We start from the raw sequence: 25,642 nt of genomic DNA on the forward strand, positions 1-25,642 counted from the left end.
CGCCCAGGACATCACGCCCGCCCCTGTGATCCACACCGTCCAGTAGCCGACGGCATCCGACGACCGGCCCGTTCGCAGGCACAGCAATAAGACGCCCGGTTAGCGACAAACACGGAGAAGGACCACCAGACGAGTGGTGCACACTCACGCAGAAGGCGGCCCGGACCGGCGACGGAGCTGGACCGCGGCTGCCGCGGTCCACAGACCCTCGGGGTGGTCACCCGGTGGCAGCCACAGCCGCGGCTGCGAATGCCAGTGAGCTCTTTCCAACCTGCTGGTCTGGAGGGTCAGTTGGGCTGACAGGCAGGTGAAGCCCCTGGTAGATGGGTTTTCGACCAAGAAATCCGTCTCCACCAGAGGCTTCGTGTGCTTGTCTACCCGTCGGGCGTCGACGTGTCCAGCGCTGCCCTGCGCTTCCTGTCCTCCCAGCTCCGTCAGCGCCGCCGGGAGCTCGGTACCCGCTGGCGGCGCCTAAGTGCCGGCCGGCAGGCCCTGCTCACGGATCACACTGTCGAAGTGGCTGCGCCGCGCCGACACCGACGAGGGAGCCAGGCCCGCGACGGCATCGGGTGAGTCGGCCGAGCTGCGCGAGGCCCGCAAGCGCATCCGGCTGCTGGAGCAGGAGAACGAGGTCCTGCGGCGGGCAGCGGCGTATCTGTCGCAGGCGAACCTGCCGGCAAAATGATGTACCCGCTCGTCCGCGAGCTGGCCGCCGCCGCTGCCCCTCACCGGGTGCCGGTGGCGGTGACGTGCCGGGTGCTCGGGCTGGCCCGCCAGCCCTACTACCGGTGGCTGGCCTCACCGGTCACCGATTCCGAGCTCGCCGGGGCATACCGGGCCAACGCCCTGTTCGACGCGCACCGCGACGATCCCGAGTTCGGCCACCGCTTTCTCCTCGACGAGGCTCGCGCCGCCGGTGAGGCGATGGCGGAACGGACCGCCTGGCGGATCTGCCGGGACAACCGCTGGTGGAGTGCCTTCGGCAAACGCAGGGGGCCGCGGGAAGAACGCCAAGTCCGGGCCACCGGTCCATGACGACCTGGTGCGGCGCGACTTCACCGCGGACGGGCCGAACCGGTTACGGCTCACGGACATCACCGAACACGCGACCGGCGAGGGCAAGCTGTATCTGTGTGCCGTCAAGGACGTGTACTCGGGCCGCATCGTGGGCTACTCCATCGACGCCCGGATGGAGTCCCGCCTCGCCGTGACCGCGCTGGAGTCCGCCGTCGCCCGCCGCGGCCAGGTGGCCGGTTGCGTGGTGCATTCGGACCGCGGCTCGCAGTTCCGGTCACGGAAGGTTGCTGCCGTACTCACTCGGCACAGCCTGGTCGGCTCGATGGGCCGCGTCGGGGCCGCCGGCGACAACGCCGCCATGGAGAGCTTCTTCGCACTGCTGCAGAAGAACGTCCTCGACCGCCGCACTTGGGCAACTCGACAGGAGCTGCGGATCGCGATCGTCACCTGGATCGAGCGGACCTACCACCGGCGTCGGCGCCAGAGACGTCTGGGCCGATTGACCCCCATCGAGTACGAGACCATCATGACCCCACCCGCAGCTCTGGCTGCATAAACCCCGCTGTCACCCGATCGTGCAGCAGTCCCGGCTGTGGAACACCGCCCAGTCAACTCGTCGATGCCCAGCGCTACTCCAAGATGTCGAGCGCAGGGAGACTATCCACGATCTTCATCGTCTCCAGGCTGACTGTGACGATCCGCTTGAGCAGGTCGATGATGTAGCGCGGGTTGTCAGACCAGTCGTTGGGGTCGTTGACGATCCCCGATGCCTTGTCCACCTTGACCTGGTAGCGGTCGATGATCCACTCGATCGCGGACCGGGCACCAAGCTGGTAGCGGTACGCCTCCTTGGGGATGTTGGTCAGCTTAACCCGGTTGTTGTAAACGATCGTGGACCGGTCTGCTTGGCCCTTCACCTTCGGGATCTTCATCTTGGCAACGCGATACAGCTCGCTCGGCGGGGTCGTCGAAGGGTCACCGGCCACTGTCTCCACGATGCCCTTGTAGGGCTCGGCCTGCTCGTAGTTGAGGTGCAGGTCGGCAAGCTTGCGGCCAGCTTCGGCGAAGCCACTGAAGTCACGAACCTTTGGGATACGAGGCAGGGACCTCTTCAGGTCAGCAGCAAAGCGTTCCCGGTACTGCACAGAGTGGAGCAGAGCGTATGTGTAGTAGAAGATGTCATCCTTCGTGATGGCAGGGTCCTCATAGGCCTCGCGGTACCCCGCAAGGGCGACGTCGGTGATGTTGTCGACGCGCTCGTAGCGGTCGCTGTCCCCGAAGTCGAAGCCGCCTTCGACCTGAAGCTCACGGTACGTATAGCGCGCAAAGTAAGGCCCGACGCTCTTCGTACCTACGGCGTGTAGGTCGGGCACAGCGTCCGTCATCAAAAGCGAGAAGGGCTCTTCGGAACCAGTACCGGTGATGTAGAAGCCGAAATTCGCGTGGTTCACTGTCGGAAAAATCTGCGGAAGCTTGCCAGGGCGGTGAATCAACTCAGAGGAGAAGTGCACAAACTGCGCATTAAACGGGCGGTATACGCCCCTCATGACCTGATCGGAACTCGGATATACTTCGACCCCTTGAGCTAGCTTGCTGATCAGGCTCGTCGTCCAGCTAATCTTTTCCCCATCGCGATCGATGAATTGCGCAGCGTCAGCACCGCTCGGCTTCGAGATACTCTGCCGGCGACAGTGTTGCTTGAACGCCGCCAACTCCTCCATGTAGAAGTTGGCCATCGAATCGACGTTCTCTCGCAGGCAATTCTCCGAGTAGTTGTAAACCCATGCGTCTCGACCACTCTCGATACCACGAGTGTGCAGTGTGAACAGAGAGCTTCCCGGTTCGCCTCCAAGCGACTGAAATTCTGCGAAAGTTTCGTCCCGCTGGTTGACCCAGTCGCCCTCGGGGTTGGGGACGATCTGCTGCCAGTCGACGGTGTCGAGGTCCTGGGACTGGAGGATGCGGAGCTTGTCGTCGCGGCTGAGGTAGTCGCCGATATCGCGGTAGTGCAGAGTACAGCCCGACGTTGGGGTGTCGCTCTTGACCAGAATCAGGATGGCAACGGTGTTTCGGCTGCCCGCCCCAAAGATCTTGCCGCCTTCCTTCCGGGACTGCTCACCGGCAGTGCGCTGGTTACCCCGGAGGTTGTAGCAGTAGATCGCATCGAACTCGCTGACCAGCGACTTACGCAACCCGTCAGCTGTGTTGCCGTCGATGTAGCCGCCGTTAGAGACGAAGGCGACGACACCCTCGTCCTTGATGCGGTCGGATGCCCAACGGATGGCGCGGATATAGGAGTCATAGAGAGAATTCTTATTGGTCGCCGTAGAGAGCGCCGCGTAGGTCTCCTGAATACGCGCATCCAACGTCTCGTACTTCAGGTTCTGGTTGTCGTCGTTCTGGCTGTCCTGCCCAACGGAGTAGGGCGGGTTGCCCATGACAACCATGACCGGCTGGTTCTTCTGACGCTTCGCCCGCTCACTGTTGCCCTCCAGCACGTCCATGCCTTCGAGCTTGGCCGCGCCACCCTCGGCAAGCTGGAAAGTGTCGGTCAGCACGATGCCTTCGAAGGGGGCGTAGATGTCCTGCTTGCCAGCCAGGTCCACGTAAGCCGCCTCGATGTTGATCGCCGCGATGTAGTAGGCGAGCAGCACGATTTCGTTGGCGTGTAGTTCCTTTGCGTACTTCCGCGTAAGGTCCTCGGGTTTGATGAGGCTGGACTGGAGCAACCGCACTGGGAAGGTACCGGTCCCGGTAAAGGGATCGATGATGTGGACACTCTCGTCCGTCAGCGAACGGCCGAGATGCCTAGCCAAAGCCTGTTCGGTGGCACGGACGATGAAGTCGACGACCTCGATCGGAGTGTAGACGATGCCCAGGGCGTCGGCGGTCTTGGGCAGGGCGGTCTTGAAGAACTTGTCGTATAGCTCGACGATGACGCGCTGGCGGCCTTCGTGGTTGTCAATGCCTTCGGCCCGGACGCGAACCGAGTGGTAGAAGTCCTCCAACGTCTTGGTCTCGGCATCCATGCCCTGGTCGTCGAGGACGTCGAGTATGCGCTGCATGGCCTTGGAGACCGGGTTGTGCTCGGCGAACGCGTAGTTCTTGAACAGCGCATCGAAAACCGGCTTGGTGATGATGTGCTGCGCGAGCATGTCGATGGCATCGGAGTCTGCGACGCCGGGGTTTATTGTGGCGCGCAGCTCGCCGACGAACTCTTCGAAGGCTTCCTTCTTCTCCGGGATCTCCAGTGCGGCCTTGATGCGGGTGACGTGGCGGTCGGCGATCTGGGCGATGTCCTTGGCCCAGTCCTCCCAGTAGTGGCGCTCGCCGACTTTGTCGACGATGCGGGCGTAGATAGCCTCGCGCCAGTCGCTCACCGAGAATAGAACGTCCTGAACATGCTGCGCGTTCTGTGCTTCCTTCTCCTTGGCAGCCTGGGCGCTGTCCGCGCTGCTGGAGCCGTCCTTGTCCCCGACCTCTTCATCGCCGGCGCCGATGTGGCCGTGGCCGATGATGTCGGGCTTCTTCTTGTTCAGCTCGATCTGGTTGACGGTCGCGTTGAAGCGGTCATCGTGGGCGCGGAGCGCCTGGAGGACCTGCCAGACGGTCTTGAAGCGCTGGTTGTCCGCGAGGGCCTTCTCCGGGGCGACACCGGCGGGGACAGCGACGGGCAGGATGATGTAGCCGTAGTTCTTGCCCGGCGCGACGCGCATGACGCGTCCAACGGACTGCACCACGTCCACCACAGAGTTGCGCGGGTTGAGGAACAGCACTGCATCCAGGCTGGGGACATCCACGCCTTCGGACAGGCAGCGGGCGTTGGACAGGATGCGGGCGTTGTTCGGGCCGGGGTCTTGCTTGAGCCAGTCGAGGAGCTGGTTGCGCTGCAAGGTGTTAAACGTGCCGTCGACGTGTTCAACCTCACAGTGCAGCACGTCGTCGTCGGCGTCGTCGTAGGCGTCGATAACTTGGTTGAACCGCTCCACGATCTTCTTGGAGTCGGCGATGGACCGGGAGAACGCGACGGCCCGCTTCATCGGTGCTTCGTCCGCACCGAAGCCGGAGCCGTCGGCGAAGGTGCCGGTGCGCTTGGCCAGGGCGTTCCAGCAACCGATGATCTTCGCTGCGTCGTCGAGTCGCAGTTCGGAGTCGCCGCCGGCGAACCCCCCCTGGAGGGTCTTGGCGACCACGCCCTCGTCGATGGTGAGGATGAGGACCTTGTAGTCGGTGAGCAGCCCCTGCTCGACTGCTTTGCCGAAGCCGAGACGGTGGAACTCGGGACCGTACTTGGTCTCGTCGTCCATCGAGGCGACGGCCGCGGAGGCGCCCTTAGCCTCCTGCTTGGTGTCGTCGCTGTACACGCGCGGGGTAGCGGTCATGTACAGGCGGCGGTCGGCGCCGATGAAGCTGTCGTCGTGGACGCGGACAAACGCGGACTCGTCGTGGCCGGACAGGGTGACGCCGGTGGTGCGATGAGCCTCGTCGCACAGGATCAGGTCGAACCGCGGCATGCCCTGCTTCTGGGCGGCGGAGATGGTGGCGATCGACTGGTAGGTCGAGAACACGACCGTCAGACCGGGGGCGGCCTCGACGCTGGCCATCTGCGCTATCAGCCGGTCGGGGCTGGTGGTCGCTGGCAGGGCGAGGTCGTGGGTGGACATGTCCTTATCGTCGCCCTGGGCCTTCTGCTTGCCGACCTGGGCGTCGGAGCAGACGGCGAAGGCTCGGAGCGGAACCTCGGCCTCGTACGACCACTCACGCAGTGACTGCGAGAGCAGGGCGATGGAGGGCACCAGGAACAGAACAGTGGTGTGTTCACCTTGACCGGCCTCGGCCCGCTCCTGCTGCAACCGCTCAGCGATCTTCAAGCTGGTGAAGGTCTTGCCTGTACCGCAGGCCATGATGAGCTTGCCGCGGTCCTGCTGGGCGAAGCCGGCGAAGACATCGTCGATCGCGGCCTTCTGGTGCAGGCGCGGTTCCTTCTTCTTCCGCAGAGTCATCCGGACTTCGCGGTCGACGCCCTTTGCCGCCAGGTGCCACTCGACCGGGCTGTTCGCGATGTCGGGCAGCCCTATCCGGGTGACCGGAATCTGCTGGTCGTCCAACGCTTCTTCCGCGTGGACGCTCCACTTGTCCGTCGTGGAGATGATCATCCTGCGGGTGAAGAAGCCCTTGCCAGAGGCTGTGAAGAAGGAGTCGATGTCCTCCTTGCGGACCGTGTGGTGCGGCTCGTAGAACTTGCACTGGATGGCGCAGAAGCCGCCAGTCTCCCGGTCCTGCGCGACCAGGTCGATACCGGTGTCGCGCTTGTCCTGCTCCGCACCCGGCCAGTCGGCCCACATCCACACTCGGGTGAACTGCTCGGTCCACTGCGGGTCGGTACTCAGGTACTGGACCATGAGCTCCTCGAAGCGGGTACCGCGGTCCCTGTTCCCGGTGGCTCCGTTACGGATCGCCCTGAGTACGTCGTGCACCGTCGTCGTAGCCGTAGCCAACTCGCTCCGCACCCCATCACAGTCAGCGGCGCGCGTGCCTGCGCGCCCGGTATTCCACCCCAAACAGCCTGACAACTCTACTGCTCAAGAGCATGATCCAAGTCCTGATCAGAGAGTTCTGATCGACCTGGAAACCGTGGCGGAATCTTGGCTGCTATGACCTGGCGATCCCCGGCTCCCCTTTGGGGGGTCACCCCCCACCCCATGGGGCATGTAAAGAACTTGACTGATAACCGGACAAGGTCTTTACATGTGCCCATGTTTGATGACACCCACCTCGCTCGACGAGCGGAAGAACTCCGGGTCGCCGCCGGCGACCACTATCGAAAGGCCGCGCAGTATGACGCGCGGGGCGACGAAGCCCAGGCCGAGAGGGAACGCCAAGCTGCGGTCCGGTCCACGCAGAGAGCCGAGATACACGAACGCCTCAAGGGACGCCGCTGGTCCGCCATAGCCATGGCCTGGCTCCTCGGGAAGGACCCAGAGGAGGCACGCAAGCTCCTCGATCAGGTGGAGCGGGTTTCGGCTGATGAGTTGCTGACGCACGGGGATCGCGACCCGCACTTGGAGCACCGTATCGACTTCCTGCAAGGCCACGCGTGCGAGTGGGCTATGGCCAACGCGATGCGTAACGGAACCGTCGACAGCGTCGTGGACCAAGTGCTGCACATGGAGGGGCTGGGAGTCGAAGTCAACATCGCTGCCCTTGCTCGTATGACAGGCATCTCCCGGCAAACGCTTCACGCCCGCCTGCGCACTGCTCGCGCCTCGGAGTAGTCACGTCATAGGCCCTCGCGTCACGCGTCTCAACCGCGCAGGACGCGGGGGCTCTTGCCTGCCTGGGTCGACGCGCCGTGTCCAGATGGACAGGTCGCCGCTACTCAGCCCGCACGACGAGGGCGAGGGATGCACAGACCCGCCGGAAGCTCTGGTGCCCGGCCCTGCCGGTGTGCCGCATGCACTCCAGGTCGACGGCTGCCCCGTCCTCCGAAGGCCCGGCCTTCCAGTCGCACCGCAGACACTCAGCCTCGTACGTGACGTCCGTGTCCGGGTGCTGTGTGATCCGGTGCGTCACGTACCGCAGGACGGAGCGGGTCATCGAGGGTTTCCCGTGGTCCTCACAGCTTCCGCGATCCGCTCCGCGGCCTCCGCGCGCACCATGCCCACGTGTACGTACGCAGCGCCCTTGTGGGTGACTGTGGGGCGAACAGACCCCCAGACGCTCTCGGGAAGGCCGAGGGCCGCCAGTGCCGACCGGAGAGCCTCTGCCGCCTCAACGGCTCTCGTGCGGGCGTCTCGCCATGTCCGCATGTCCACCGCTTCAGCGCCTCCGCGTCCGGTGCGGGTGGTTGCGGATCTCGACGTCGGCGTCTGTCGCCGCCGGCAGGTCTCCCCTGTCCCGCGCTTCCTGTCGTTGCTTGACCAGCGCCTCGCACACATCGCACCCCGGAGCCGGCTCCGGAGGTGGGAGGGGAAGCGCCAAGTTCACCGGCCCCGCCATCGTCGTATTCCTTGTACTCACTGCACGACCTTCCGCCGACTTCCTGTGCGGCAGCGATACTTCCGCGGGATCTGCGTCTGTTCACGCTTTATTGATCAGAAACGGTTTGGGTTCTGGGTCGTTGGGTGGGTGTGAGCGATCTGGTGGGGGACGCGCGGCATCTGTCGCCGTCGGCGCAGGAGGCCCTGCGGCTGCGGGCGGTGGCCGCTCTGATGGCGGGGCGGGACCGCGAGGACGTGGCGGCAGTGTTCGGGGTGTCGCTGAAGGCGGTCGACGGCTGGTGGGCGAAGTGGCAGGCCGGTGGTCGGGAGGCCCTGGTCATGCGTCCTCGGGGTAAGCCGGTCGGTGTGCACCAGGTGCTCGGGGAGGCCGAGCAGGCCGCGGTGCGGCAGGCGGTCCTGGACCACCGGCCGTGTGACGTGGGGCTTTCCGGTCAGCTGTGGACACGGCGGCTGGTGGGCGAGCTGATCGCGAAGCTGTACCGGGTGCGGCTGACCGAGGTGGGGGTGGGCAAGTATTTGAAGCGATGGGGGCTGTCCTTCCAGCGCCCGGACAAGCGGGCCGTCGAGCAGGACCCCGAGGCCGTCCGGCGCTGGCATGAAGAGACCTGGCCGAAGATCCGCGTGCAGGCGAAGAAAGACGGCGGCGAGATCCTCTTCGCCGACCAGGTCGGCATCCGATCCGACCAGGTCACCGGCCGCACCTGGGGTGAGAAGGGGAAGACGCCCGTCGTGCGGCGGAGCGGGAACCGGTTCTCCGTGAACGCGATGTCGGCGATCAGCACCAAGGGCCGGATGCACTTCATGGTCTTCACCGAGTCCTTCACCGCCGAAGTGATGTGCCGCTTCCTGGGCCGGCTCGCCGGCCACTTCGACCACAAGGTCCACCTCGTGGTCGACGGTCACTCCGCGCACCGCTCGAAGAAGGTCCGCGACTGGCTCGCCGCCCACCCCGATGATGTAGAGCTGCACTTCCTGCCCCCGTACTCGCCCGAGCTGAACCCCGACGAGCTGGTCAACGCCGACCTCAAGCACAGCCTGCCCAAGCAGCACCGGGCCCGCGACCAGGCCGAACTCGCTGCCGAAACCCGCCGCTTCTTCCGCAGGCGTCAGCGTCAGCCGCACATCGTCCGCGGCTACTTCGGTGGCCCACACGTCCGCTACGTCATGGACGAGAACCCCATGAGTTTCTGATCAATAGTCGCGTTGTGGGGTAAAGATCAAGAACGGCAGGCAGCCGACCACTCGGCAAGCTTCGCTCTGGCCGCCTCACCGAACAGGGCGGATTCCTCTTACCCGGAGAACTCCTTCAGATAGCTCCGGATGTCTCGGCCGTCGCGCAGCACGAGACTGCCCGCCGAGGTCTCGATGGTGACCAGCGATGCGTCATAGACGGTGAAGGTGTTCAGCGGGTTCGTGGGAGTAGGAGTCCCCATCGGGATCACTCCGATACGCACGTTCGGCAAGTAGGTGAGCGAGGCCAGGCGGTCCATCTGCTCAGCCAGCGCCAGTGGAGAAACGACCGGCCAGCGGACCGCCTGCTCGGTGAGGACGAACGTGAACTGCTTCGACGTGTCGTAGAGGACGGCCTGCCTCTCCAGTTTTCCCGCTATCGCTTTGCTCGTGTCCGCCGGGGAGTGAGCGAGGCTCGCCCGCACATATTCCGGGGTGGCCAGCAGGCCGGTAACCATCGAGAGCAGGAAGTACCGCATGTGCGTCGAGGACGCTTCGAGCGCCTTCAGCTCCGCTTGCCTCGTTCCGAGCCTTTTACGGCGCAGCTCCCGCAGGTTCCTCCACTCCGTGTTGGCCATCCTGGCGAGTGCCGAGACCTCGGCGACCATGCTCGGTGGTGCGTCGAGGGCTCGGAGGATCTGCTCGACGTCGACCAGGGACGGCCGCACCTTGCCGTTCTCGATGCGGCTCACCTTGGACTGCGACATGTTGCAGCGCGCGGCGAGCCGAACCCCGGAGAGTCCGGCTTGCTTACGCAGCTCTCGGAGCATCGAGGCCAGTTCCTGACCGGACTGGCCGAGCTGCTCGGGCTCGAACGTCACTCGTTCACGTACTCCAGGAACGGCACCGACTCGGCGATCGCGACCCGCTGGTATTCGATGAACGACGCCGGGTCGCCCTCGTACAGCTCCCGGCCGATCTGCGTTCCGTCTTCCTCGTAGTGCATGAGGACGACCCTCGAACGGTCGAACATCCAGAAGTCCTGGACTTCAAGCAGGGGGTTCTCCCGGTCCGTTACGTCGAGGATTCGGACGTCCTCGCCAGCCAGTACGTGCGGGGCGTAGTATCGCGAGAACTCGAACCGCAGATACTCGGAAAGCGGACGGGCCACGATGTGCACTCGCCCCTTTCGCTTCCCCTCCCCTCGTATCCGCTTCAGATTCTCGGTATACGCGGACGAGTAAGTACGCGGGTCGACTCGCTTACCGGCCCGGAACGCTTCGAGTTCCTCCGCTTCCTGGGGGACGAGGTACTGCGGCAAGATCTCCAGCCGCCACGCTTCCGACTGGAATTCTCGGAGCGTCGCCCGCCACTCCTCACTATCCAAGAGCACGGAACGCCTCCCGAAGAACACTTTCCGGAATCTCGACCAGCCCCTCCCCCTGCGGTGGCGCGAAGGCATCGGACACGTCGCCCTGGACGATGAACGTTCCCCGCTCGGTGCGGTACACGTTCGGGCAGTCGTCCTCGCCGCACTCGCCGTTCCCGTTGCCGGTCAGTCGGGTCAGCTCTGCACGTTCGGACATATCCACTCCCCTGTCCGCGGCTCCCAGTGGAGCCGTTCAGGACGACCGTACGAGGGCCGCAGAGGACGGGTCTATACACTTTGGCGACTATGCACGTTCTTGCATAAAGAGGTCGCGAGAGGCCCGTCAGAGGCGGTCCCTCGCGCCTGCGGCGCCAGCCGGGAAGCCGAGCCGACCAGTATCCGGAGAAGGCCAGGTCACAGGCGCTTCCAGCCGTGCCAGCGCGTCAGCACCAAGTCAACACAGGGCCAGGAAACAGCCTGAAACAGCCGGGGAAAACAGGAAGGGGCCAGACCTTGCGATCTGGCCCCTGAACTGGGGTTTCCTGTTCCGATCAGCGGTTCAACCGATCCGGGGTTCAGCCGTCACACGTTGAAGCGGAACTCCACCACGTCGCCGTCCTGCATCACGTAGTCCTTGCCCTCCATGCGGGCCTTGCCGGCGGCGCGGGCGTCGGCCACGGAGCCTGTGGCGACGAGGTCGTCGAAGGAGATGACCTCGGCCTTGATGAAGCCCTTCTGGAAGTCGGTGTGGATCACACCGGCCGCCTCGGGGGCCGTGGCGCCCTTCTTGATGGTCCAGGCGCGGGCTTCCTTCGGGCCGGCCGTCAGGTACGTCTGGAGGCCCAGGGTGTCGAAGCCGACGCGGGCCAGGGTCGCCAGGCCGGGCTCCTCGGCGCCCACGGACTGGAGGAGCTCCAGGGCGTCCTCCTCGTCCAGCTCGGCCAGGTCCGCCTCCAGCTTCGCGTTGAGGAAGATCGCCTCGGCGGGGGCGACCAGCGCGCGCTGCTCGTCCTTGAACGCCTCGTCCGTCAGCTCCTCCTCGTCGACGTTGAAGACGTACAGGAACGGCTTGGTGGTGAGGAGGTGCAGGTCGTGAAGGAGGGCGGTCTGCTCGCTGCCCTGCACGATGCCCTGCGAGAACAGGGTGTCGCCGCGCTCCAGGATCTCCTTCGCGGCCTCGACCGCCGCCACCTTCGGCGCGACGTCCTTCTTGATCCGGGACTCCTTCTGGAGGCGAGGGAGGACCTTCTCGATGGTCTGGAGGTCGGCGAGGATCAGCTCGGTGTTGATCGTCTCGATGTCGTCCTTCGGCGAGACCTTGCCGTCGACGTGCACGACGTTCTCGTCCTTGAAGGCGCGGATGACCTGGCAGATCGCGTCCGACTCGCGGATGTTGGCGAGGAACTTGTTGCCCAGGCCCTCGCCCTCGCTCGCGCCGCGCACGATGCCCGCGATGTCGACGAAGTCGACCGTCGCCGGCAGGACGCGCTGCGAGCTGAAGATCTCCGCGAGCTTCTGGAGCCGGGTGTCGGGCACGCCCACCACGCCGACGTTGGGCTCGATCGTGGCGAACGGGTAGTTGGCCGCCAGCACGTCGTTCTTGGTCAGGGCGTTGAACAGGGTCGACTTGCCGACATTGGGCAGACCGACGATTCCGATCGTGAGCGACACGTTGGCGACTTCCTGGGAGGTGGGAGACGGGGCCGACCCCCCAGTCTACGGGCGCGGCGCCGCACCCGTACCACGGGCGGGGCCCCGGCGCTCCCCTGCGGCTTCCCGGGGACTTTGCGCCAAGCTCATCCCAAAGGCGTGTCTCGTACCGGTTTTCGGACCCCTCCCGGCCTACGTTGTCCCCGTGGAGCAGCAAAGGAGCAGTCCCCCTCGACGCCCGCGGCGGCCGCAGTCCCCGGCGGCCCGGCCGCAGCCTCCCGTACGGCCGCAGCAGTCCTCCGCGCGGCCGCCGTCCCCCGTCCTGCCCTCGCGGGGCGCCCCCGCCCCCGGCCCGACACTCCTGCGGCCGGCCGCCCGAAACGGTCGGCGGGCCGCGCCCTGCCACCGGTCACGGCACTGGTCCGGGCGGTGCGGCGGTTGCCGAACCCCCGGCTCACCGGCCTCGGCGCGGGACTCTTCGCATCCGCCGCCATGCTGGTGATCGGCTGCCTGGACCTGCTGCTCCTGAACGGCTCGCCCCTGGTGTACGGGCTGCTCTTCCTGCCGGTCAGCGCCCTGACCGCGCTGTGGGTGCGGGCCGCCGACCTCGTGACCGCGCCCATCAGCGTGCCCATCGCCTTCGCCGTCGGGGTGGTGCCCATCGCGGGCGGTGAGGGCGGGATCGGCGGGCACACCATGGCCGTCGTCACCGCCCTCGCGGTGCAGGCCGGGTGGTTGTACGGAGGGACGCTGGTGGCCGGGACCCTCACGTGCGTACGGAAGGTACGGCACATGGGGCGGCGGCAGCAGGCAAGGGCCGCGGCCCAGCGGCGCGCCGGCTGACCCCGGCCCGGCCGCAGTGGCGCGGCAGGCCGGTAGGCCCTTGCGCTCTGGTAGGCCGGTAGGCCCTTGTGCTCTGGTAGGCCGGTGGGCCCTTGTGCTCTGGCAGCTCCCCTGGCGCATGCGCCCCGCCCCCGCCGTCACCGCCCCGCCCTCGGACGGACCCGGCTCCGGTGGGGTGGCGGGCCGGCCGGCGGGGCGGAGGTCAGCGGGCCGCTGCCGCCGACATGGCGGCGCCGACGATGCCCGCGTTGTTCTGCAGGGCGGCCGGGACGATCTCCGCCCGTACGTTCTTGATCAGCGGCAGGAACTTCTCGGCCTTGCGGCTCACCCCGCCGCCCACGATGAACAGCTCCGGCGAGAACAGCATCTCCAGGTGGGCGAGGTACTTGCGGACCCGGTGGGCCCACTCCTGCCAGCTCAGGTCCTTGTCCTCCTTGGCCTTCGTCGAGGCGTGGCGCTCGGCCTCCTTGCCGTTCAGCTCCAGGTGGCCCAGCTCCGTGTTGGGGACCAGCCTGCCGTCGACGAAGAGGGCGCTGCCGATGCCCGTACCGAAGGTGAGCACGATGACGGTGCCTGTGCGGCCCCGGCCCGCGCCGTGGGTCATCTCCGCCACGCCCGCCGCGTCGGCGTCGTTCAGCACGGTCACCGGCAGGCCGCCCAACCGGTCGGTCAGCAGCGCCGCCGCGTCGACGTCGATCCAGGACGCGTCCATGTTCGCGGCGGTGCGGATGGTGGACCGGCCCGTCACCACGCCGGGGAACGTCACCCCCACGGGGCCGGACCAGCCGAAGTGCCCCACGACCTCGGCGACGCAGCCCGCGACGTCCGAGGGCGTCGCGGGCTGCGGGGTCAGTACCTTGTGGCGGGGCTCCGCCAGATCGCCGCGGTCGAGGTCCACGGGAGCGCCTTTGATCCCCGACCCGCCGATGTCCACTCCGAAGACGTTCATGGACACCACGTTACGGGGATCACATGCCGCCGTGGGCTACTGCTGCTCCGCCAGGGCAGCGGCCTCCGCGCGCAGGTCGCGGCGCAGCTCCTTCGGCAGGGAGAAGACGATCGACTCCTCCGCGGCCTTGACGATCTCGACGTCCTCGAAGCCGCGCTGCGCCAGCCACTCCAGGACGCCTTCGACGAGCACCTCCGGCACGGACGCGCCCGAGGTCACGCCGACCGTCGCCACGCCGTCGAGCCACGCCTCGTCGATCTCCTCCGCGAAGTCGACCAGGTACGCCTCCTTGGCGCCGGCCAGCTTGGCGACCTCGACGAGGCGCACGGAGTTGGACGAGTTGCGGGAGCCGACGACGATGACCAGGTCGGCTTCCGCGCCCATCTGCTTCACGGCCAGCTGGCGGTTCTGGGTGGCGTAGCAGATGTCGTCGCTCGGCGGCGACACCAGGAGCGGGAACTTCTCCTTCAGCGCGTCGACGGTCTCCATCGTCTCGTCGACGGAGAGCGTCGTCTGCGACAGCCAGACCACCTTGGAGGGGTCGCGGACCTCGACCTTCTCGACATCGCCGGGGCCGTCGACGAGCTGGATGTGGTCGGGGGCCTCGCCGGAGGTGCCGATGACCTCCTCGTGGCCCTCGTGGCCGATCAGGAGGATGTCGAAGTCCTCGTTCGCGTACCGGATGGCTTCCTTGTGGACCTTGGTCACCAGCGGGCACGTGGCGTCGATCGTGGCGAGGCGGCCCTCCTTGGCCTCCTCGTGGACGGTGGGGGCGACCCCGTGCGCCGAGAACATCACGATGGAGCCGGGCGGCACCTCCGCGGTCTGCTCGACGAAGATCGCGCCCTTCCGCTCCAGGGTCTGCACGACGTACTTGTTGTGGACGATCTCGTGGCGGACGTAGACGGGCGCGCCGTACTGCTCCAGCGCCTTCTCCACGGCGATCACGGCACGGTCCACGCCCGCGCAGTAACCGCGGGGAGCGGCGAGGAGGACCCGGCGGGCAGGAGGCGTAGGAGTCATGCCCCCCATCGTAAGGGTGGGCGCGGAAGGAGAAGATCCGCCGCCGGGCGGGGCGGGTCGCCCCGACCGCGGGACCTGCACACGGGTGTTCGACCCGGCGGGCGGCCGCGCGGCGACCGGCGGCAGTGAGGAGGCGGGCCCCATGTCCGCGGCGGGCCCCGCCGGCGCGCGGGCGCGGGTGGCGGGCCGCGGGGACGGGTGGCGGTCGTGCGGGGGCGGGTGACGGGGCGGGTGGCGGGCGTGGACAGGGGCGGGCCGCGGGGCGGGTGACGGGCGTCGGCGGGGGCGGACCGCGGCGGATGACCGTCGTGGGCGGGGGCGGTGTCAGCGGTGGCGCGTACGCTCGCTCCATGCCTCTGTCTACGTCTGCCGAAGCTCCCCTGCCCGTCGGAGAGGTGTCGCGGCTCATCGGGGGGTGGGTCGACCGGCTCGGGGCCGTCTGGGTGGAGGGCCAGATCACTCAGTTGTCGCGGCGGCCCGGCGCCGGGGTGGTGTTCATGACGCTGCGCGACCCGTCGTACGACATCTCGGTGAGCGTGACCTGCTACCGGCAGGTGTTCGACGCGGTGGCCGACGTGGTGGCCGAGGGGGCGCGGGTCGTCGTGCACGCGAAGCCGGAGTGGTACGCGCCGCGCGGCCAGTTGTCGCTGCGGGCCGCGGAGATAAGGCCGGTCGGCATCGGGGAGCTGCTGGCGCGGTTGGAGCGGCTGAAGCGGACGCTGGCGGCGGAGGGGCTGTTCGCGGCCGAGCGGAAGCGGCCGGTGCCCTTCCTCCCGCAGCTGGTCGGGCTGGTGTGCGGGCGGGCGTCGGCGGCCGAGCGCGACGTGCTGGAGGTGGCGCGGCGCCGCTGGCCCGCCGTGCGGTTCGAGGTGCGGAACGTGGCCGTGCAGGGCGTCCACGCGGTGCCGCAGGTGGTGCGGGCCGTCCAGGAGCTGGACGCGCTGCCGCAGGTGGACGTGATCATCGTGGCGCGGGGCGGCGGCAGCGTGGAGGACCTGCTGCCGTTCTCGGACGAGGAGCTCGTACGGGCGGTGGCGGCGTGCCGTACGCCCGTGGTGTCGGCGATCGGCCACGAGCCGGACTCCCCGCTGCTGGACCTCGTGGCGGACCTGCGGGCCGCCACCCCGACGGACGCGGCCAAGAAGGTCGTCCCGGACGTGGGCGAGGAGTTGCAGCGGGTGCGGCAGCTGCGGGAGCGGGCGCTGCGCTGCGTACGGGGGCTGCTGGAGCGCGAGGAGCGCGGGCTGGCGCATGCGCTGGCCCGGCCGGTGATGGAGCACCCGCAGCGGATGGTGGAGGAGCGGGAGGCGCAGGTCGAGGCGCTGCTCGCGCGCGGGCGCCGGGTGCTGGGGCATGTGCTGGACCGGGCGGATTCCGAGCTGGTCCATACTCACGCGCGCGTGGTGGCCCTGTCGCCGGCGGCGACCCTCCAGCGCGGGTACGCCGTGCTGCAGCGGGCGGACGGCGCGGTGGTGCGGGCCCCGGAGGACGTGGCGGCGGGCGAGCGGCTGCGGGCCCGGGTGGCGGCGGGCGAGTTCGCGGTGCACCGCGTGGACGAGGACGGCCCGGGCGGTGACGGCACGGGCGAGAGCAGCACGGGCGGTGACGGCCCGGGTGGTGACGGTCCGGGAGAGAGCAGCACGGGCGAGAGCAGCACGGGCAAGGGCAGCACCGGCGAGAGCAGCACGGGCAAGGGCGGGGCCGAGCGGTCCGGAGCGTAGGCGGATGCCGGCCCGGCGCGTAGGGCGGACACCGAGCCCGGCGCGCGGGCGGACGCCCAAGCCGGCGCGTAGGGCGGGCACCGGGCCCGGGGCGCGGCGCGAGGCGGATGGGGCACGGCCCGGGGTCGGGTGGACCGACGCGGGACTGGGTGACGGGGGCCGGCTGACGCGGGTGAGGCTGACGCGGAGGCGGGACGCCGCGTCGCGAGGAAGAGGGAAGGGGCGTGGTCGTCACGGCGTGCGCGGCAGTGTTGTCGGCGCCCGCCCGTAGGGTGGACGGCATGACGGCCAACACGACGGACAGGGCGGACGGGGTGGGCGCCCCCGACCTCTCCGGGACCACGACGCTGGGATACGAGCAGGCGCGCGACGAGCTGATCGAGGTCGTGCGGCGCCTGGAGGCGGGCGGCACCACGCTGGAGGAGTCGCTCGCCCTCTGGGAGCGGGGCGAGGAGCTCGCAAGGGTGTGCCGCCACTGGCTGGAGGGCGCGCGTGCACGGCTGGACGCGGCGCTGGCGTCGGAGCACGAGGACGCCGACGGGCCCGCGGACTAGCGTCCGGGACCAGCCGGTTCACCACCCTGCCGGCACGGCCCACCGGCCCTCCGGAGCCGGGCGCGGCGGCGCGTCCGCATCCCCCTGGGGCTCGGTCGGCGCACCGGCCCGTGACCCGTCACACCCCCGGTTTAGTTGAACATTCACCTAACAGCCCGTACGGTGGAGGCATCGCAGGATCACCGCTCTGCCGGAAGGTACGTTCCCCCATGTCTCTCGTCCTTGACCCCGCCGCCCAGGACCTCCTCTTCCGCGAGGCCCGCACCGCCCACGCCTTCGCCGACGAGCCGGTGACCGAGGAGCAGGTCCAGGCGATCTACGACCTGATCAAGTACGGCCCGACCGCGTTCAACCAGACGCCGCTGCGCATCGTCCTGGTCCGCTCGGCGGAGGCCCGCGAGCGCCTCGTCCCGCTGATGGCAGAGGGCAACCAGGCCAAGACCGCGACCGCGCCGCTCACCGCGATCCTCGCGGCGGACAACGAGTTCCACCAGGAGCTGCCGAGGCTCTTCCCGGCGTTCCCACAGGCCAAGGACCTGTTCTTCGCCGAGCGCCCGGCGCGTGAGGGCTCCGCCGGCATGAACGCCGCGCTGCAGGCCGCCTACTTCATCCTCGGCGTCCGCGCCGCCGGCCTCGCCGCCGGGCCGATGACCGGCTTCGACTTCGCGGGCGTCCAGAAGGCGTTCCTGGACGACGACCACACCCCGCTGATGATCGTCAACATCGGCAGGCCCGGCGAGAACGCCGCGTACCCGCGGTCGCCCCGCCTGGCCTACGACGAGGTCGTCACCACCGTCTGACCTCCCCGCAGCCGACGGCCCCGGGCGCCTTCCCCCCAAGGCACCCGGGGTCGTCGTCGTCTCCGCCGGTTCGTGGACGAGGGGCCCGCCGTCCGAGGACCGCGGCCGCGCCAGGGCGTCGACCACGCGCTCGTCCGCCCGACCGCCCCGCCGCCGGTCCACCGGCCGTATGTCAGACCCGGGCCGCCGGGCCGCCGGTCCGCCGCCGTACGTCAGCCGCGCCGCCGCCCGACTGGTCCGCTGCCGCACGTCAGCCGCCCGCCGTACGCCAGCCGCGCCACCCGCCACCCCGGGCCGTACGTCAGCCGCGCCGCCGCCCGACACTGGTCCGCTGCCGCACGTCAGCCGCCAGCCGTACGCGCGCCGTACGCCAGTCGGCCGCCACCCGCCGCCCCGGGCCGTAGGCCACCCCGGGCCGTACGCCACGCCGGGCCCCAGGTCACGCCGCCCGCCGCTCGACGGCCGCAGGTCACGCCGCCCGCCGCGCCACCGCCATGCGTCAACCACCAGGCATCAGACAGCAGGCGCAGGCATCAGGCGACAGGCCAGCCGCCAGCCGCCAGCCGTCAGCCGTCAGCCGTCAGCCGTCAGCCGTCGCCGACGCGCTCGGCGCAGCGCTCGGCGGCGCGGAACCCGGCGCCCCGCTGGGCGCAGCGCTCGGCGCCGAACCCGGCGCCCCGCTGGGCGCGGGCTGTGCGGACGTGAGCGCCGCGGCCATCATGCCGAGCTGTTCGAACGGCGCCGTGCCCAGCACGACGGTGGTGGCGCCCTTGTCCCGCAGCACCAGCGCGTCGTACTTGTCGCCCTCCCAGCGCTCCCAGGCGCGGCCGCCCACCTGCTGCGTCTCGCCGGTGGCCTCCGCGCCGTGGCTGACGTCCCCGATGTAGCGCTTCGGGTCGGCGGTCGACTGCTCGACGGCCACGTACTCGCGCTCCGGCGTCAGGTACCCGAGGTGCCAGGCGTGGCCCTCCTCGCGCCGGAACGAGACGGAGGTGGCCCGCCAGCCCTCCGGCAGCCCCTCGGGGGCGGCGACCGGGTAGGGCGCGGCCCGCTGGGCGGTCACGATCTCGACGCTGTAGTCCACCGCCTTGAGCGGGTCGGCGTTCTCGTCGTGCGGGACGAAGAGGTAGATCACCGCCGCGGCGGCGCAGATGACCGCCATCGACTGGAACATCCCGCGCACTGTCTGCTTGCCTTGCATGCCTGCCACGCCCCTATGGTCGCATCAGGGGGGCGTGCTCATCCGTGGGGCCCTCTGCTCAGTTTGTCGACCTGGCGATAGAGTCACAGCACCCTCTTCACCACCGGCCGTCGCCGTACAGAAAGGTGCGCTCCGATGACCGAGCACCATCTGCCGTCCGAACTCGAGGTCTCCCCCGAGGCCCCCGACCGCAACCTCGCCCTGGAACTGGTCCGGGTCACCGAGGCGGCCGCCATGGCGGCCGGCCGCTGGGTCGGCCGCGGTGACAAGAACGGCGCCGACGGGGCAGCCGTCCGCGCCATGCGCACCCTCGTCTCCACCGTGTCGATGAACGGCGTCGTCGTCATCGGCGAGGGCGAAAAGGACGAGGCGCCGATGCTGTTCAACGGCGAGCGCATCGGTGACGGGACCGGCGCCGAGTGCGACATCGCCGTCGACCCGATCGACGGGACGACGCTCACCGCGAAGGGCATGCCCAACGCGATCGCCGTGCTCGCCGCCGCGGACCGCGGCACCATGTTCGACCCGTCCGCGGTCTTCTACATGGACAAGCTGGTCACCGGCCCCGAGGCGGCCGACTACGTGGACATCAACGCGCCCGTGTCGGTCAACATCCGCCGGGTCGCGAAGGCGAAGAACTCGGCGCCCGAGGACGTCACGGTCGTCATTCTGGACCGTCCGCGCCACGAGGGCATCGTGAAGGAGATCCGCGAGACCGGCGCCCGGATCAGGTTCATCTCGGACGGCGACGTCGCCGGCTCCGTGATGGCGGTCCGCGAGGGCACCGGTGTGGACCTGCTGATGGGCATCGGCGGCACGCCCGAAGGCATCATCAGCGCCTGTGCGATCAAGTGCCTGGGCGGCGTCATCCAGGGCAAGCTGTGGCCGAAGGACGAGGAGGAGCGTCAGCGCGCCCTCGACGCGGGCCACGACCTGGACCGTGTGCTGACCACGAACGACCTGGTCGGCGGCGACAACGTGTTCTTCGTCGCCACCGGCATCACGGACGGCGAGCTGCTGCGCGGGGTGCGCTACCGCTCGGAGACCGCCACCACGCAGTCCCTCGTCATGCGGTCGAAGTCGGGCACCATCCGGCAGATCGACTCGACGCACCGCCTGTCGAAGCTGCGCGCGTACAGCCAGATCGACTTCGACCGCGCGAAGTGAGACCGCGGCAGGGCGGTCGGGTGACCGGGTGACGAAGAGGGGCGCTCCCAGTGCGGTGGGAGCGCCCCTTCTCGTGCGGGCGGGGGCTCGGCCCCGCGTCCGCCGCCGTCGCGTCCGCTGTCTGCTGCCCTGTCGCCGGCCGGTGGTGCCGCGGCGGACGGGTCAGCCCGCGGCGGCGATGCGCCGGTCCGTCGAGGCGGCCTTCTTCAGTTCCATGTCGCGGCGCCGGCGGCGGGCGAGCACGACACGGCGCTCGGCCGCCGTCAGGCCGCCCCACACGCCGTACGGCTCGGGCTGCAGCAGGGCGTGCTCGCGGCACTCGACCATGACCGGGCAGCGGGCGCAGACCCGCTTGGCGGCCTCCTCCCGTGCCAGCCGGGCGGCCGTGGGCTCCTTCGACGGTGCGAAGAACAGCCCCGCCTCGTCGCGGCGGCACACCGCCTCGGTGTGCCAGGGGCCTGCCTCGTCCTCGCGGGCCGGGACGCGCGGGGACGGGACGGCGGCGATCTGGAGGGGCTGATGCGGCAGTTGCAGCGGCACGGTCTACTCCTGACGACGGCTTACGCGAGCGAGGGAGACGATGCAGCAAGCCCTACCCGCTGTGCGCACGCCTATGCACTGCGTGGCGCGGGGTTCCAGAGGGCGCGCCGGTGGTCGGCCGGATTTCGACGGTACGAGTGGCGGGCGGGCCGGTGCGGGCCGGTCAGTGGCCCAGGTGCTTGCGCAGTTTGTCGTGGAGGATGTCGGTGACCCGCTTGCCGCGCTTCGGCTTGGCCTCGATGCTGCCGAAGACCGCGTATCCGTCGACGACCACGAGGGGGGCTTCCGGGTCGGGGGCTTCCAGGGCCCGTACGTCGAAGTCGCCGAAGACGCCGGTGCCGCTGCCGCGCAGGGAGATGTTCTCCGGGACGCGGACCTCGACGCTGCCGAAGACGGCCGTGGCCTGGATGGTGGTGAGCCGCTGGGTGAAGACGGCCTCGGTCAGGTCGATCTCGACGCTGCCGAAGAGGGCGAACGCGCGGGTCGAGGGGCCGATGCGGCGCCGCCCGCGGCGCGTGTGGGAGGAGAAGACGGCGACGAGCTTCTCCGCTTCCCCCTCGCCGCCCGCACCGGCGGTCCAGTCGGCGCCCTGCCCGTGCGCGGCCGCAGCGGCCGCGGGGGCGCGGCCGCCCGCCGCGGCGGGCAAGTCTCCGACGAGGGGCTCCAGTTCGCCCATGGTCTTGGCGCGGTAGACGGCGTCGATGCGTTCCGCGTGCTCGTCGGCATCGAGCCGCCCCTCGGCCAGGGCTTCGCGGAGGATGTGCGCGATCCGGTCGCGGTCGGCGTCCGAGGCACGCATGGAGGCCGCGTCCGGCACGGGGGCGGACGGCTGCTGGGGCTGCTTCTCAAGGTCCACCGGCTCAGCGTAGCGAAACGCGATAGATCGCGACTAGTGCGGGATGAGCCTTACCTCACAGACTTCGCCCGCCGCGGGGCCTCTACGCTGGTGGACGCGCCGCCAAGGGAGGCCGCGCCGCTGTCCGCCGAGTGAGGAATAGCCGTCATGCCCGAGTTTGCGTACACCGATCTGCTCCCGCTGGGAGAGGACACCACGCCGTACCGCCTGGTGACCAAGGAGGGTGTGTCCACCTTCGAGGCCGGTGGGCGGACGTTCCTCAAGGTGGAGCCGGAGGCGCTGCGCAAGCTGGCCGCCGAGGCGATCCACGACATCCAGCACTACCTGCGCCCGGCCCACCTGGCCCAGCTCCGCAAGATCATCGACGATCCCGAGGCGTCGTCCAACGACAAGTTCGTCGCGCTCGACCTGCTGAAGAACGCCAACATCGCGGCCGCGGGCGTGCTCCCGATGTGCCAGGACACCGGCACCGCGATCGTCATGGGCAAGCGCGGCCAGCACGTGCTGACGGAGGGCGAGGACGAGAAGGCCCTGTCGCGCGGCATCCACGACGCGTACACGCAGCTGAACCTGCGCTACTCGCAGATGGCCCCGCTCACGATGTGGGAGGAGAAGAACACCGGCTCCAACCTCCCCGCCCAGATCGAGCTGTACGCCACGGACGGCGGCGCGTACAAGTTCCTGTTCATGGCCAAGGGCGGCGGCTCGGCCAACAAGTCGTTCCTCTACCAGGAGACGAAGGCGGTCCTCAACGAAGCCTCCATGATGAGGTTCCTGGAGGAGAAGATCCGCTCCCTCGGCACGGCCGCGTGCCCGCCGTACCACCTGGCGATCGTCGTCGGCGGCACGTCCGCCGAGTACGCGCTGAAGACCGCGAAGTACGCCTCCGCGCACTACCTGGACGAGCTGCCGGAGGAGGGCTCGGTCCTCGGCCACGGCTTCCGGGACAAGGAGCTGGAGGAGAAGGTCTTCGAGCTGACGCAGAAGATCGGCATCGGCGCGCAGTTCGGCGGCAAGTACTTCTGCCACGACGTGCGGGTCGTCCGCCTGCCCCGGCACGGCGCCTCCTGCCCGGTGGCCATCGCCGTGTCCTGCTCCGCGGACCGCCAGGCCGTCGCGAAGATCACCGCCGAGGGCGTCTTCCTGGAGCAGCTGGAGACCGACCCGGCGCGCTTCCTGCCCGACACCACGGAAGCCGAGCTCGCCGCCGGCTCCGGCGCGGGCGTCGCAGAAGCCGCTGCCGGACAGGACGTCGTGAAGATCGACCTGAACCAGCCGATGGACGAGATCCTCGCCGAGCTGTCCAGGCACCCGGTCAAGACCCGGCTGTCGCTGTCCGGCCCGCTGGTCGTGGCCCGCGACATCGCGCACGCCAAGATCAAGGAGCGGCTCGACGCAGGCGAGGAGATGCCGCAGTACCTGAAGGACCACCCGGTCTACTACGCCGGTCCCGCCAAGACCCCCGAGGGGTACGCGTCCGGCTCCTTCGGCCCCACGACGGCGGGCCGCATGGACTCGTACGTCGAGCAGTTCCAGGCGGCCGGCGGCTCCAAGGTCATGCTGGCCAAGGGCAACCGCTCCCAGCAGGTCACCGACGCGTGCGCCGCGCACGGCGGCTTCTACCTGGGCTCCATCGGCGGCCCTGCGGCCCGCCTGGCGCAGGACTGCATCAAGAAGGTCGAGGTCGTCGAGTACGAGGAGCTCGGCATGGAGGCCGTCTGGAAGATCGAGGTCGAGGACTTCCCGGCGTTCATCGTGGTCGACGACAAGGGCAACGACTTCTTCCGCGACCCGGCGCCCTCGCAGCCGACGTTCACGTCGATCCCCGTGCGGGGCCCCGGCCTGGCCTGACCCCGGCCGGTTCCCGTCCGCAGGGCCTCAAGGCCCGGATTGGCGACCCCCGGCCGACCGGGGCCGGGCCCGCGGTCGGCGCTCTGCGCGGGCGCGTGCACGGCGGGGCGGCGGGTGCGTGCGGGGACGCCCCCGAGCGGTTCGGCTCCGCTACCGGACACCCGCGAGCCCGGCCCGGCGGCCCCCGGTCGACCCGGTCGCTGCCCCCGGACCACCCGGGCCTGCCCGCTCCCGAGACCTGAAGGGCCCCGGCCGCCTCCTCGGCGGCCGGGGCCCTTCCCCATGGTGCGGTGCTGCCGGGCGGGCCCGGTCAGGCGAAGCGCTGGTGCGCCGCGCCCGGCGTGCAGGGCTGGAGCCTCAGCGGTTCCCTGGCCGCCGCGTGCGTCACACACAGGTCGCGGGCGGCCGCCGGTCGCAGCGTGCCGTCGACCCGGACGAACTTCTGGTGCGCCGCGCCCGAGCAGTCCCACACGACGAGTGCCGCGCCGGCCTCGTACCGGGCGCCCGGCACGTCCAGGCACCGGTCGTGGGTGAGCGCGGTGTGCAGGGAGCCGCGCTCGGTGTCGTGCCACCAGTCCTGGTTGCGGCCGCCGTGGCAGTCCCAGCCGAGCACGGCCGTGCCGTTGCGGGTGGTGGCGCCGGAGACGTCCGCGCAGGCGCCGGTGGCGGCGTTCTTCAGCGGGGTGAACTTGTCGTCCCAGGCCCCCGGCCACAGCACCGGCTCACCGGTGGACGCCGGGTCGGCGCAGCCCGCCTCGCGCACCCCGGCGGCGTACAGCTGGGTCAGGCACGCCGCGAAGGCCCCGTGGCCTGCCTTGTTGGGGTGGAAGGACTGGCGGACGGAGTTCTCGTCCCAGGGGAACTTCGACACGTCGACGAACAGGCCCCGCGCCCAGGTCTCCTCCATGCAGACCTCGCGGCCGTGGAAGAGCCGGGAGGCGTCCAGGTACGTCGCACCGGTGGCGGCCGCGGCCCGGCGGACGCCGCGTTCGAAGGCCGGTACGGCCGTGTTGCGGCCCCAGACGGTGTCGGAGTCGTAGCCCAGGCCGCCGCAGGACAGCTTGCCGGGGAAGCGGGGGTTGTCGCGGAAGTCCGGGCCGATCGGGCTGGGGTAGCTCATCACCACGAGCTTGTAGTCGCCGTCGGCGTACCCGGCGTCGCGCATCACGGTGCGCAGGTCGCGCACGGTCTGCTCGACCTTGGGGACGAGGGCGTCGACGCGGGACTGCCAGCCCGGCGCGTACTTCGGCTCGCAGGGGCCCTGGAGCAGGACGTAGCGCGTGACGCAGTCCGTCATGGCGGGGCCGAACTGGAGGTCGTCGTTGGCGCCGGCGACCAGCAGCACCATCGAGATGCGGGTGTTGCGGGCCTTGACGGCGAGGCTGTCGCTCTGGACGAGTTCGTCGGCGTACTGCGGGGAGCCGCCGATCCGGATGTTGGCGGTGGACGCTCCGGAGCAGGCGACGTTGTACGTGACGTCGGCGGGGATCCCGGTGCGGTGGATGGCGGCGTCGGGCGAGCGGTGGCACCAGTTGTCGGGGCCGTCGGTGCCGGGCTCGTACGTGCCGACGCCCTCGCCGCTGATCTCGCTGTCGCCGAGGGAGATCAGCGCGCTCTTGCGCTCGTCGAACGGGCGTTCCTCGGGGCTGCCGTAGAGGGCGGTGGCCTCGGCCGCGCGCATGGCCTCCAGCGGGGCGGGCAGCGGAGTGGAGGTGAGGGTGCGTCGGGTGACGTCGTCCGCCGCGGCGGGAGCGGTCGTCCCGCCGAGTACGGCCGCGAGCGCGGCGACCGCGGCGACCGGCCATCCGAGTCTCAGTCTGGTGCGCGCCATTGCGCCTCCTGGAAGTGGGGTTACCCACGGTTTTTACTGGCTGGTAACGCACTTGGGAATAGAAGGAACAAGACAAGTGCTCGTTCCGAGCAGGAGGTT

At 69.4% G+C, this 25,642-nt stretch carries 20 protein-coding genes and 2 pseudogenes; 10 read left to right on the top strand and 12 right to left on the bottom strand.

All coding sequences use genetic code 11. From position 1 onward, the window contains the following. Positions 1 to 366: 366 nt before the first annotated feature. Together L6E17_RS08530 and L6E17_RS08535 are read left to right on the top strand one after the other, a co-directional pair. Positions 367 to 498, top strand: a pseudogene (locus tag L6E17_RS08530) (IS5/IS1182 family transposase); the annotation flags it as partial. A 7-nt stretch (positions 499 to 505) separates the two neighbouring features. Beyond that, positions 506 to 1,573 (top strand): annotated as a pseudogene (locus tag L6E17_RS08535) (IS3 family transposase); the annotation flags it as partial. 73 nt (positions 1,574 to 1,646) lie between these two features. On the opposite strand, the gene L6E17_RS08540 reads toward L6E17_RS08535, so the two are convergent. Then, positions 1,647 to 6,419 carry a type ISP restriction/modification enzyme gene (locus tag L6E17_RS08540; protein ID WP_236240140.1) on the bottom strand — a complete coding sequence of 1,591 codons (4,773 nt, stop codon included), beginning with the start codon at positions 6,417 to 6,419 and terminating at the stop codon, positions 1,647 to 1,649. Positions 6,420 to 6,773: 354 nt separating this feature from the next. Between L6E17_RS08540 and L6E17_RS08545 the strand changes: the two genes are divergently transcribed. Beyond that, positions 6,774 to 7,292 carry a hypothetical protein gene (locus L6E17_RS08545; protein WP_236240141.1) on the top strand — a complete coding sequence of 173 codons (519 nt, stop codon included), beginning with the start codon at positions 6,774 to 6,776 and terminating at the stop codon, positions 7,290 to 7,292. Positions 7,293 to 7,392: 100 nt separating this feature from the next. Here the strand turns inward: L6E17_RS08545 and L6E17_RS08550 are convergent, their stop codons facing one another. Beyond that, positions 7,393 to 7,614: a hypothetical protein gene (locus L6E17_RS08550; protein ID WP_236240142.1), complete on the bottom strand. Its 222-nt coding sequence runs from the start codon at positions 7,612 to 7,614 to the stop codon at positions 7,393 to 7,395. Between the two features lie 593 nt (positions 7,615 to 8,207). Between L6E17_RS08550 and L6E17_RS08560 the strand changes: the two genes are divergently transcribed. Continuing rightward, entirely contained in the window at positions 8,208 to 9,209 is a 1,002-nt protein-coding gene (locus L6E17_RS08560; RefSeq protein WP_236240391.1) for an IS630 family transposase, read from the top strand. 98 nt (positions 9,210 to 9,307) lie between these two features. Here L6E17_RS08560 and L6E17_RS08565 read toward each other — a convergent pair whose 3' ends face one another. The 4 genes from L6E17_RS08565 to ychF all read right to left on the bottom strand — a co-directional run bounded on the left by L6E17_RS08565 (position 9,308) and on the right by ychF (position 12,228). After that, positions 9,308 to 10,069, bottom strand: a complete 762-nt coding sequence (locus L6E17_RS08565; RefSeq protein WP_308315846.1) for a helix-turn-helix transcriptional regulator — start codon at positions 10,067 to 10,069, stop codon at positions 9,308 to 9,310. Then, a complete protein-coding gene (locus L6E17_RS08570) occupies positions 10,066 to 10,581 on the bottom strand; it encodes a DUF6879 family protein (RefSeq protein ID WP_236240144.1) in 516 nt (171 codons plus the stop codon). Before L6E17_RS08570 ends, L6E17_RS08565 begins: the two co-directional genes overlap by 4 nt. Then, positions 10,568 to 10,774: a hypothetical protein gene (locus tag L6E17_RS08575; protein ID WP_236240145.1), complete on the bottom strand. Its 207-nt coding sequence runs from the start codon at positions 10,772 to 10,774 to the stop codon at positions 10,568 to 10,570. Before L6E17_RS08575 ends, L6E17_RS08570 begins: the two co-directional genes overlap by 14 nt. A 365-nt stretch (positions 10,775 to 11,139) precedes the next feature. Continuing rightward, positions 11,140 to 12,228 (bottom strand): redox-regulated ATPase YchF, encoded by a 1,089-nt coding sequence (ychF, locus tag L6E17_RS08580; RefSeq protein ID WP_236240146.1) that lies wholly within the window; start codon positions 12,226 to 12,228, stop codon positions 11,140 to 11,142. 417 nt (positions 12,229 to 12,645) lie between these two features. Between ychF and L6E17_RS08585 the strand changes: the two genes are divergently transcribed. Then, entirely contained in the window at positions 12,646 to 13,050 is a 405-nt protein-coding gene (locus tag L6E17_RS08585) for a DUF6542 domain-containing protein (RefSeq protein ID WP_374109016.1), read from the top strand. A 202-nt stretch (positions 13,051 to 13,252) separates the two neighbouring features. Here the strand turns inward: L6E17_RS08585 and ppgK are convergent, their stop codons facing one another. Further along, positions 13,253 to 13,999 carry a polyphosphate--glucose phosphotransferase gene (gene ppgK, locus L6E17_RS08590; protein ID WP_236240147.1) on the bottom strand — a complete coding sequence of 249 codons (747 nt, stop codon included), beginning with the start codon at positions 13,997 to 13,999 and terminating at the stop codon, positions 13,253 to 13,255. A gap of 36 nt (positions 14,000 to 14,035) precedes the next feature. Further along, positions 14,036 to 15,031: a 4-hydroxy-3-methylbut-2-enyl diphosphate reductase gene (locus L6E17_RS08595; RefSeq protein ID WP_236240148.1), complete on the bottom strand. Its 996-nt coding sequence runs from the start codon at positions 15,029 to 15,031 to the stop codon at positions 14,036 to 14,038. A 341-nt stretch (positions 15,032 to 15,372) separates the two neighbouring features. Here L6E17_RS08595 and xseA point away from each other — a divergent pair, with 341 nt between their 5' ends. From xseA to L6E17_RS08610, 3 genes are all read left to right on the top strand, one after another. Continuing rightward, positions 15,373 to 16,743, top strand: a complete 1,371-nt coding sequence (gene xseA, locus L6E17_RS08600) for an exodeoxyribonuclease VII large subunit (RefSeq protein WP_236240149.1) — start codon at positions 15,373 to 15,375, stop codon at positions 16,741 to 16,743. A 281-nt stretch (positions 16,744 to 17,024) separates the two neighbouring features. After that, a complete protein-coding gene (locus L6E17_RS08605; RefSeq protein WP_236240150.1) occupies positions 17,025 to 17,297 on the top strand; it encodes an exodeoxyribonuclease VII small subunit in 273 nt (90 codons plus the stop codon). A gap of 209 nt (positions 17,298 to 17,506) precedes the next feature. Beyond that, positions 17,507 to 18,097: a malonic semialdehyde reductase gene (locus L6E17_RS08610; protein WP_236240151.1), complete on the top strand. Its 591-nt coding sequence runs from the start codon at positions 17,507 to 17,509 to the stop codon at positions 18,095 to 18,097. A 580-nt stretch (positions 18,098 to 18,677) separates the two neighbouring features. Here the strand turns inward: L6E17_RS08610 and L6E17_RS08615 are convergent. After that, positions 18,678 to 19,298: a DUF4245 domain-containing protein gene (locus L6E17_RS08615; RefSeq protein WP_268985011.1), complete on the bottom strand. Its 621-nt coding sequence runs from the start codon at positions 19,296 to 19,298 to the stop codon at positions 18,678 to 18,680. A gap of 135 nt (positions 19,299 to 19,433) precedes the next feature. Between L6E17_RS08615 and glpX the strand changes: the two genes are divergently transcribed. Further along, on the top strand, positions 19,434 to 20,465 hold the full coding sequence (gene glpX / locus L6E17_RS08620) for a class II fructose-bisphosphatase (RefSeq protein ID WP_236240152.1): 1,032 nt from the start codon (positions 19,434 to 19,436) through the stop codon (positions 20,463 to 20,465). A gap of 162 nt (positions 20,466 to 20,627) precedes the next feature. On the opposite strand, the gene L6E17_RS08625 is transcribed toward glpX, so the two are convergent. Beyond that, complete coding sequence (locus tag L6E17_RS08625) at positions 20,628 to 21,005, bottom strand: WhiB family transcriptional regulator (RefSeq protein ID WP_371258706.1); 378 nt, start codon at positions 21,003 to 21,005, stop codon at positions 20,628 to 20,630. Positions 21,006 to 21,168: 163 nt separating this feature from the next. Continuing rightward, positions 21,169 to 21,861: a DUF1707 domain-containing protein gene (locus L6E17_RS08630; RefSeq protein WP_236240153.1), complete on the bottom strand. Its 693-nt coding sequence runs from the start codon at positions 21,859 to 21,861 to the stop codon at positions 21,169 to 21,171. A 147-nt stretch (positions 21,862 to 22,008) separates the two neighbouring features. Between L6E17_RS08630 and L6E17_RS08635 the strand changes: the two genes are divergently transcribed. Continuing rightward, the gene (locus L6E17_RS08635) at positions 22,009 to 23,712 is read left to right on the top strand and encodes a fumarate hydratase (RefSeq protein ID WP_236240154.1); all 1,704 of its coding nucleotides are present in this window, start codon (positions 22,009 to 22,011) and stop codon (positions 23,710 to 23,712) included. Between the two features lie 310 nt (positions 23,713 to 24,022). Here L6E17_RS08635 and L6E17_RS08640 read toward each other — a convergent pair whose 3' ends face one another. After that, complete coding sequence (locus tag L6E17_RS08640) at positions 24,023 to 25,543, bottom strand: ricin-type beta-trefoil lectin domain protein (protein ID WP_236240155.1); 1,521 nt, start codon at positions 25,541 to 25,543, stop codon at positions 24,023 to 24,025. Positions 25,544 to 25,642: the final 99 nt, after the last annotated feature.

Source organism: Streptomyces sp. CC228A (assembly GCF_021390935.1).
Classification (GTDB): Bacteria; Actinomycetota; Actinomycetes; order Streptomycetales; family Streptomycetaceae; genus Streptomyces.

What these genes read in the sequence shown, in the direction of transcription:
- xseA (WP_236240149.1), top strand. Translation starts at nt 15,373, where the DNA reads ATGCCTCTGTCTACGTCTGCCGAAGCTCCCCTGCCCGTCGGAGAGGTG.
- L6E17_RS08540 (WP_236240140.1), bottom strand. Translation starts at nt 6,419, where the DNA reads ATGGTCCAGTACCTGAGTACCGACCCGCAGTGGACCGAGCAGTTCACC.
- L6E17_RS08640 (WP_236240155.1), bottom strand. Translation starts at nt 25,543, where the DNA reads ATGGCGCGCACCAGACTGAGACTCGGATGGCCGGTCGCCGCGGTCGCC.
- L6E17_RS08550 (WP_236240142.1), bottom strand. Translation starts at nt 7,614, where the DNA reads ATGACCCGCTCCGTCCTGCGGTACGTGACGCACCGGATCACACAGCAC.
- L6E17_RS08605 (WP_236240150.1), top strand. Translation starts at nt 17,025, where the DNA reads ATGACGGCCAACACGACGGACAGGGCGGACGGGGTGGGCGCCCCCGAC.
- glpX (WP_236240152.1), top strand. Translation starts at nt 19,434, where the DNA reads ATGACCGAGCACCATCTGCCGTCCGAACTCGAGGTCTCCCCCGAGGCC.
- L6E17_RS08595 (WP_236240148.1), bottom strand. Translation starts at nt 15,031, where the DNA reads ATGGGGGGCATGACTCCTACGCCTCCTGCCCGCCGGGTCCTCCTCGCC.
- L6E17_RS08615 (WP_268985011.1), bottom strand. Translation starts at nt 19,298, where the DNA reads ATGCAAGGCAAGCAGACAGTGCGCGGGATGTTCCAGTCGATGGCGGTC.
- L6E17_RS08545 (WP_236240141.1), top strand. Translation starts at nt 6,774, where the DNA reads ATGTTTGATGACACCCACCTCGCTCGACGAGCGGAAGAACTCCGGGTC.
- L6E17_RS08575 (WP_236240145.1), bottom strand. Translation starts at nt 10,774, where the DNA reads ATGTCCGAACGTGCAGAGCTGACCCGACTGACCGGCAACGGGAACGGC.
- L6E17_RS08635 (WP_236240154.1), top strand. Translation starts at nt 22,009, where the DNA reads ATGCCCGAGTTTGCGTACACCGATCTGCTCCCGCTGGGAGAGGACACC.
- L6E17_RS08610 (WP_236240151.1), top strand. Translation starts at nt 17,507, where the DNA reads ATGTCTCTCGTCCTTGACCCCGCCGCCCAGGACCTCCTCTTCCGCGAG.
- ppgK (WP_236240147.1), bottom strand. Translation starts at nt 13,999, where the DNA reads ATGAACGTCTTCGGAGTGGACATCGGCGGGTCGGGGATCAAAGGCGCT.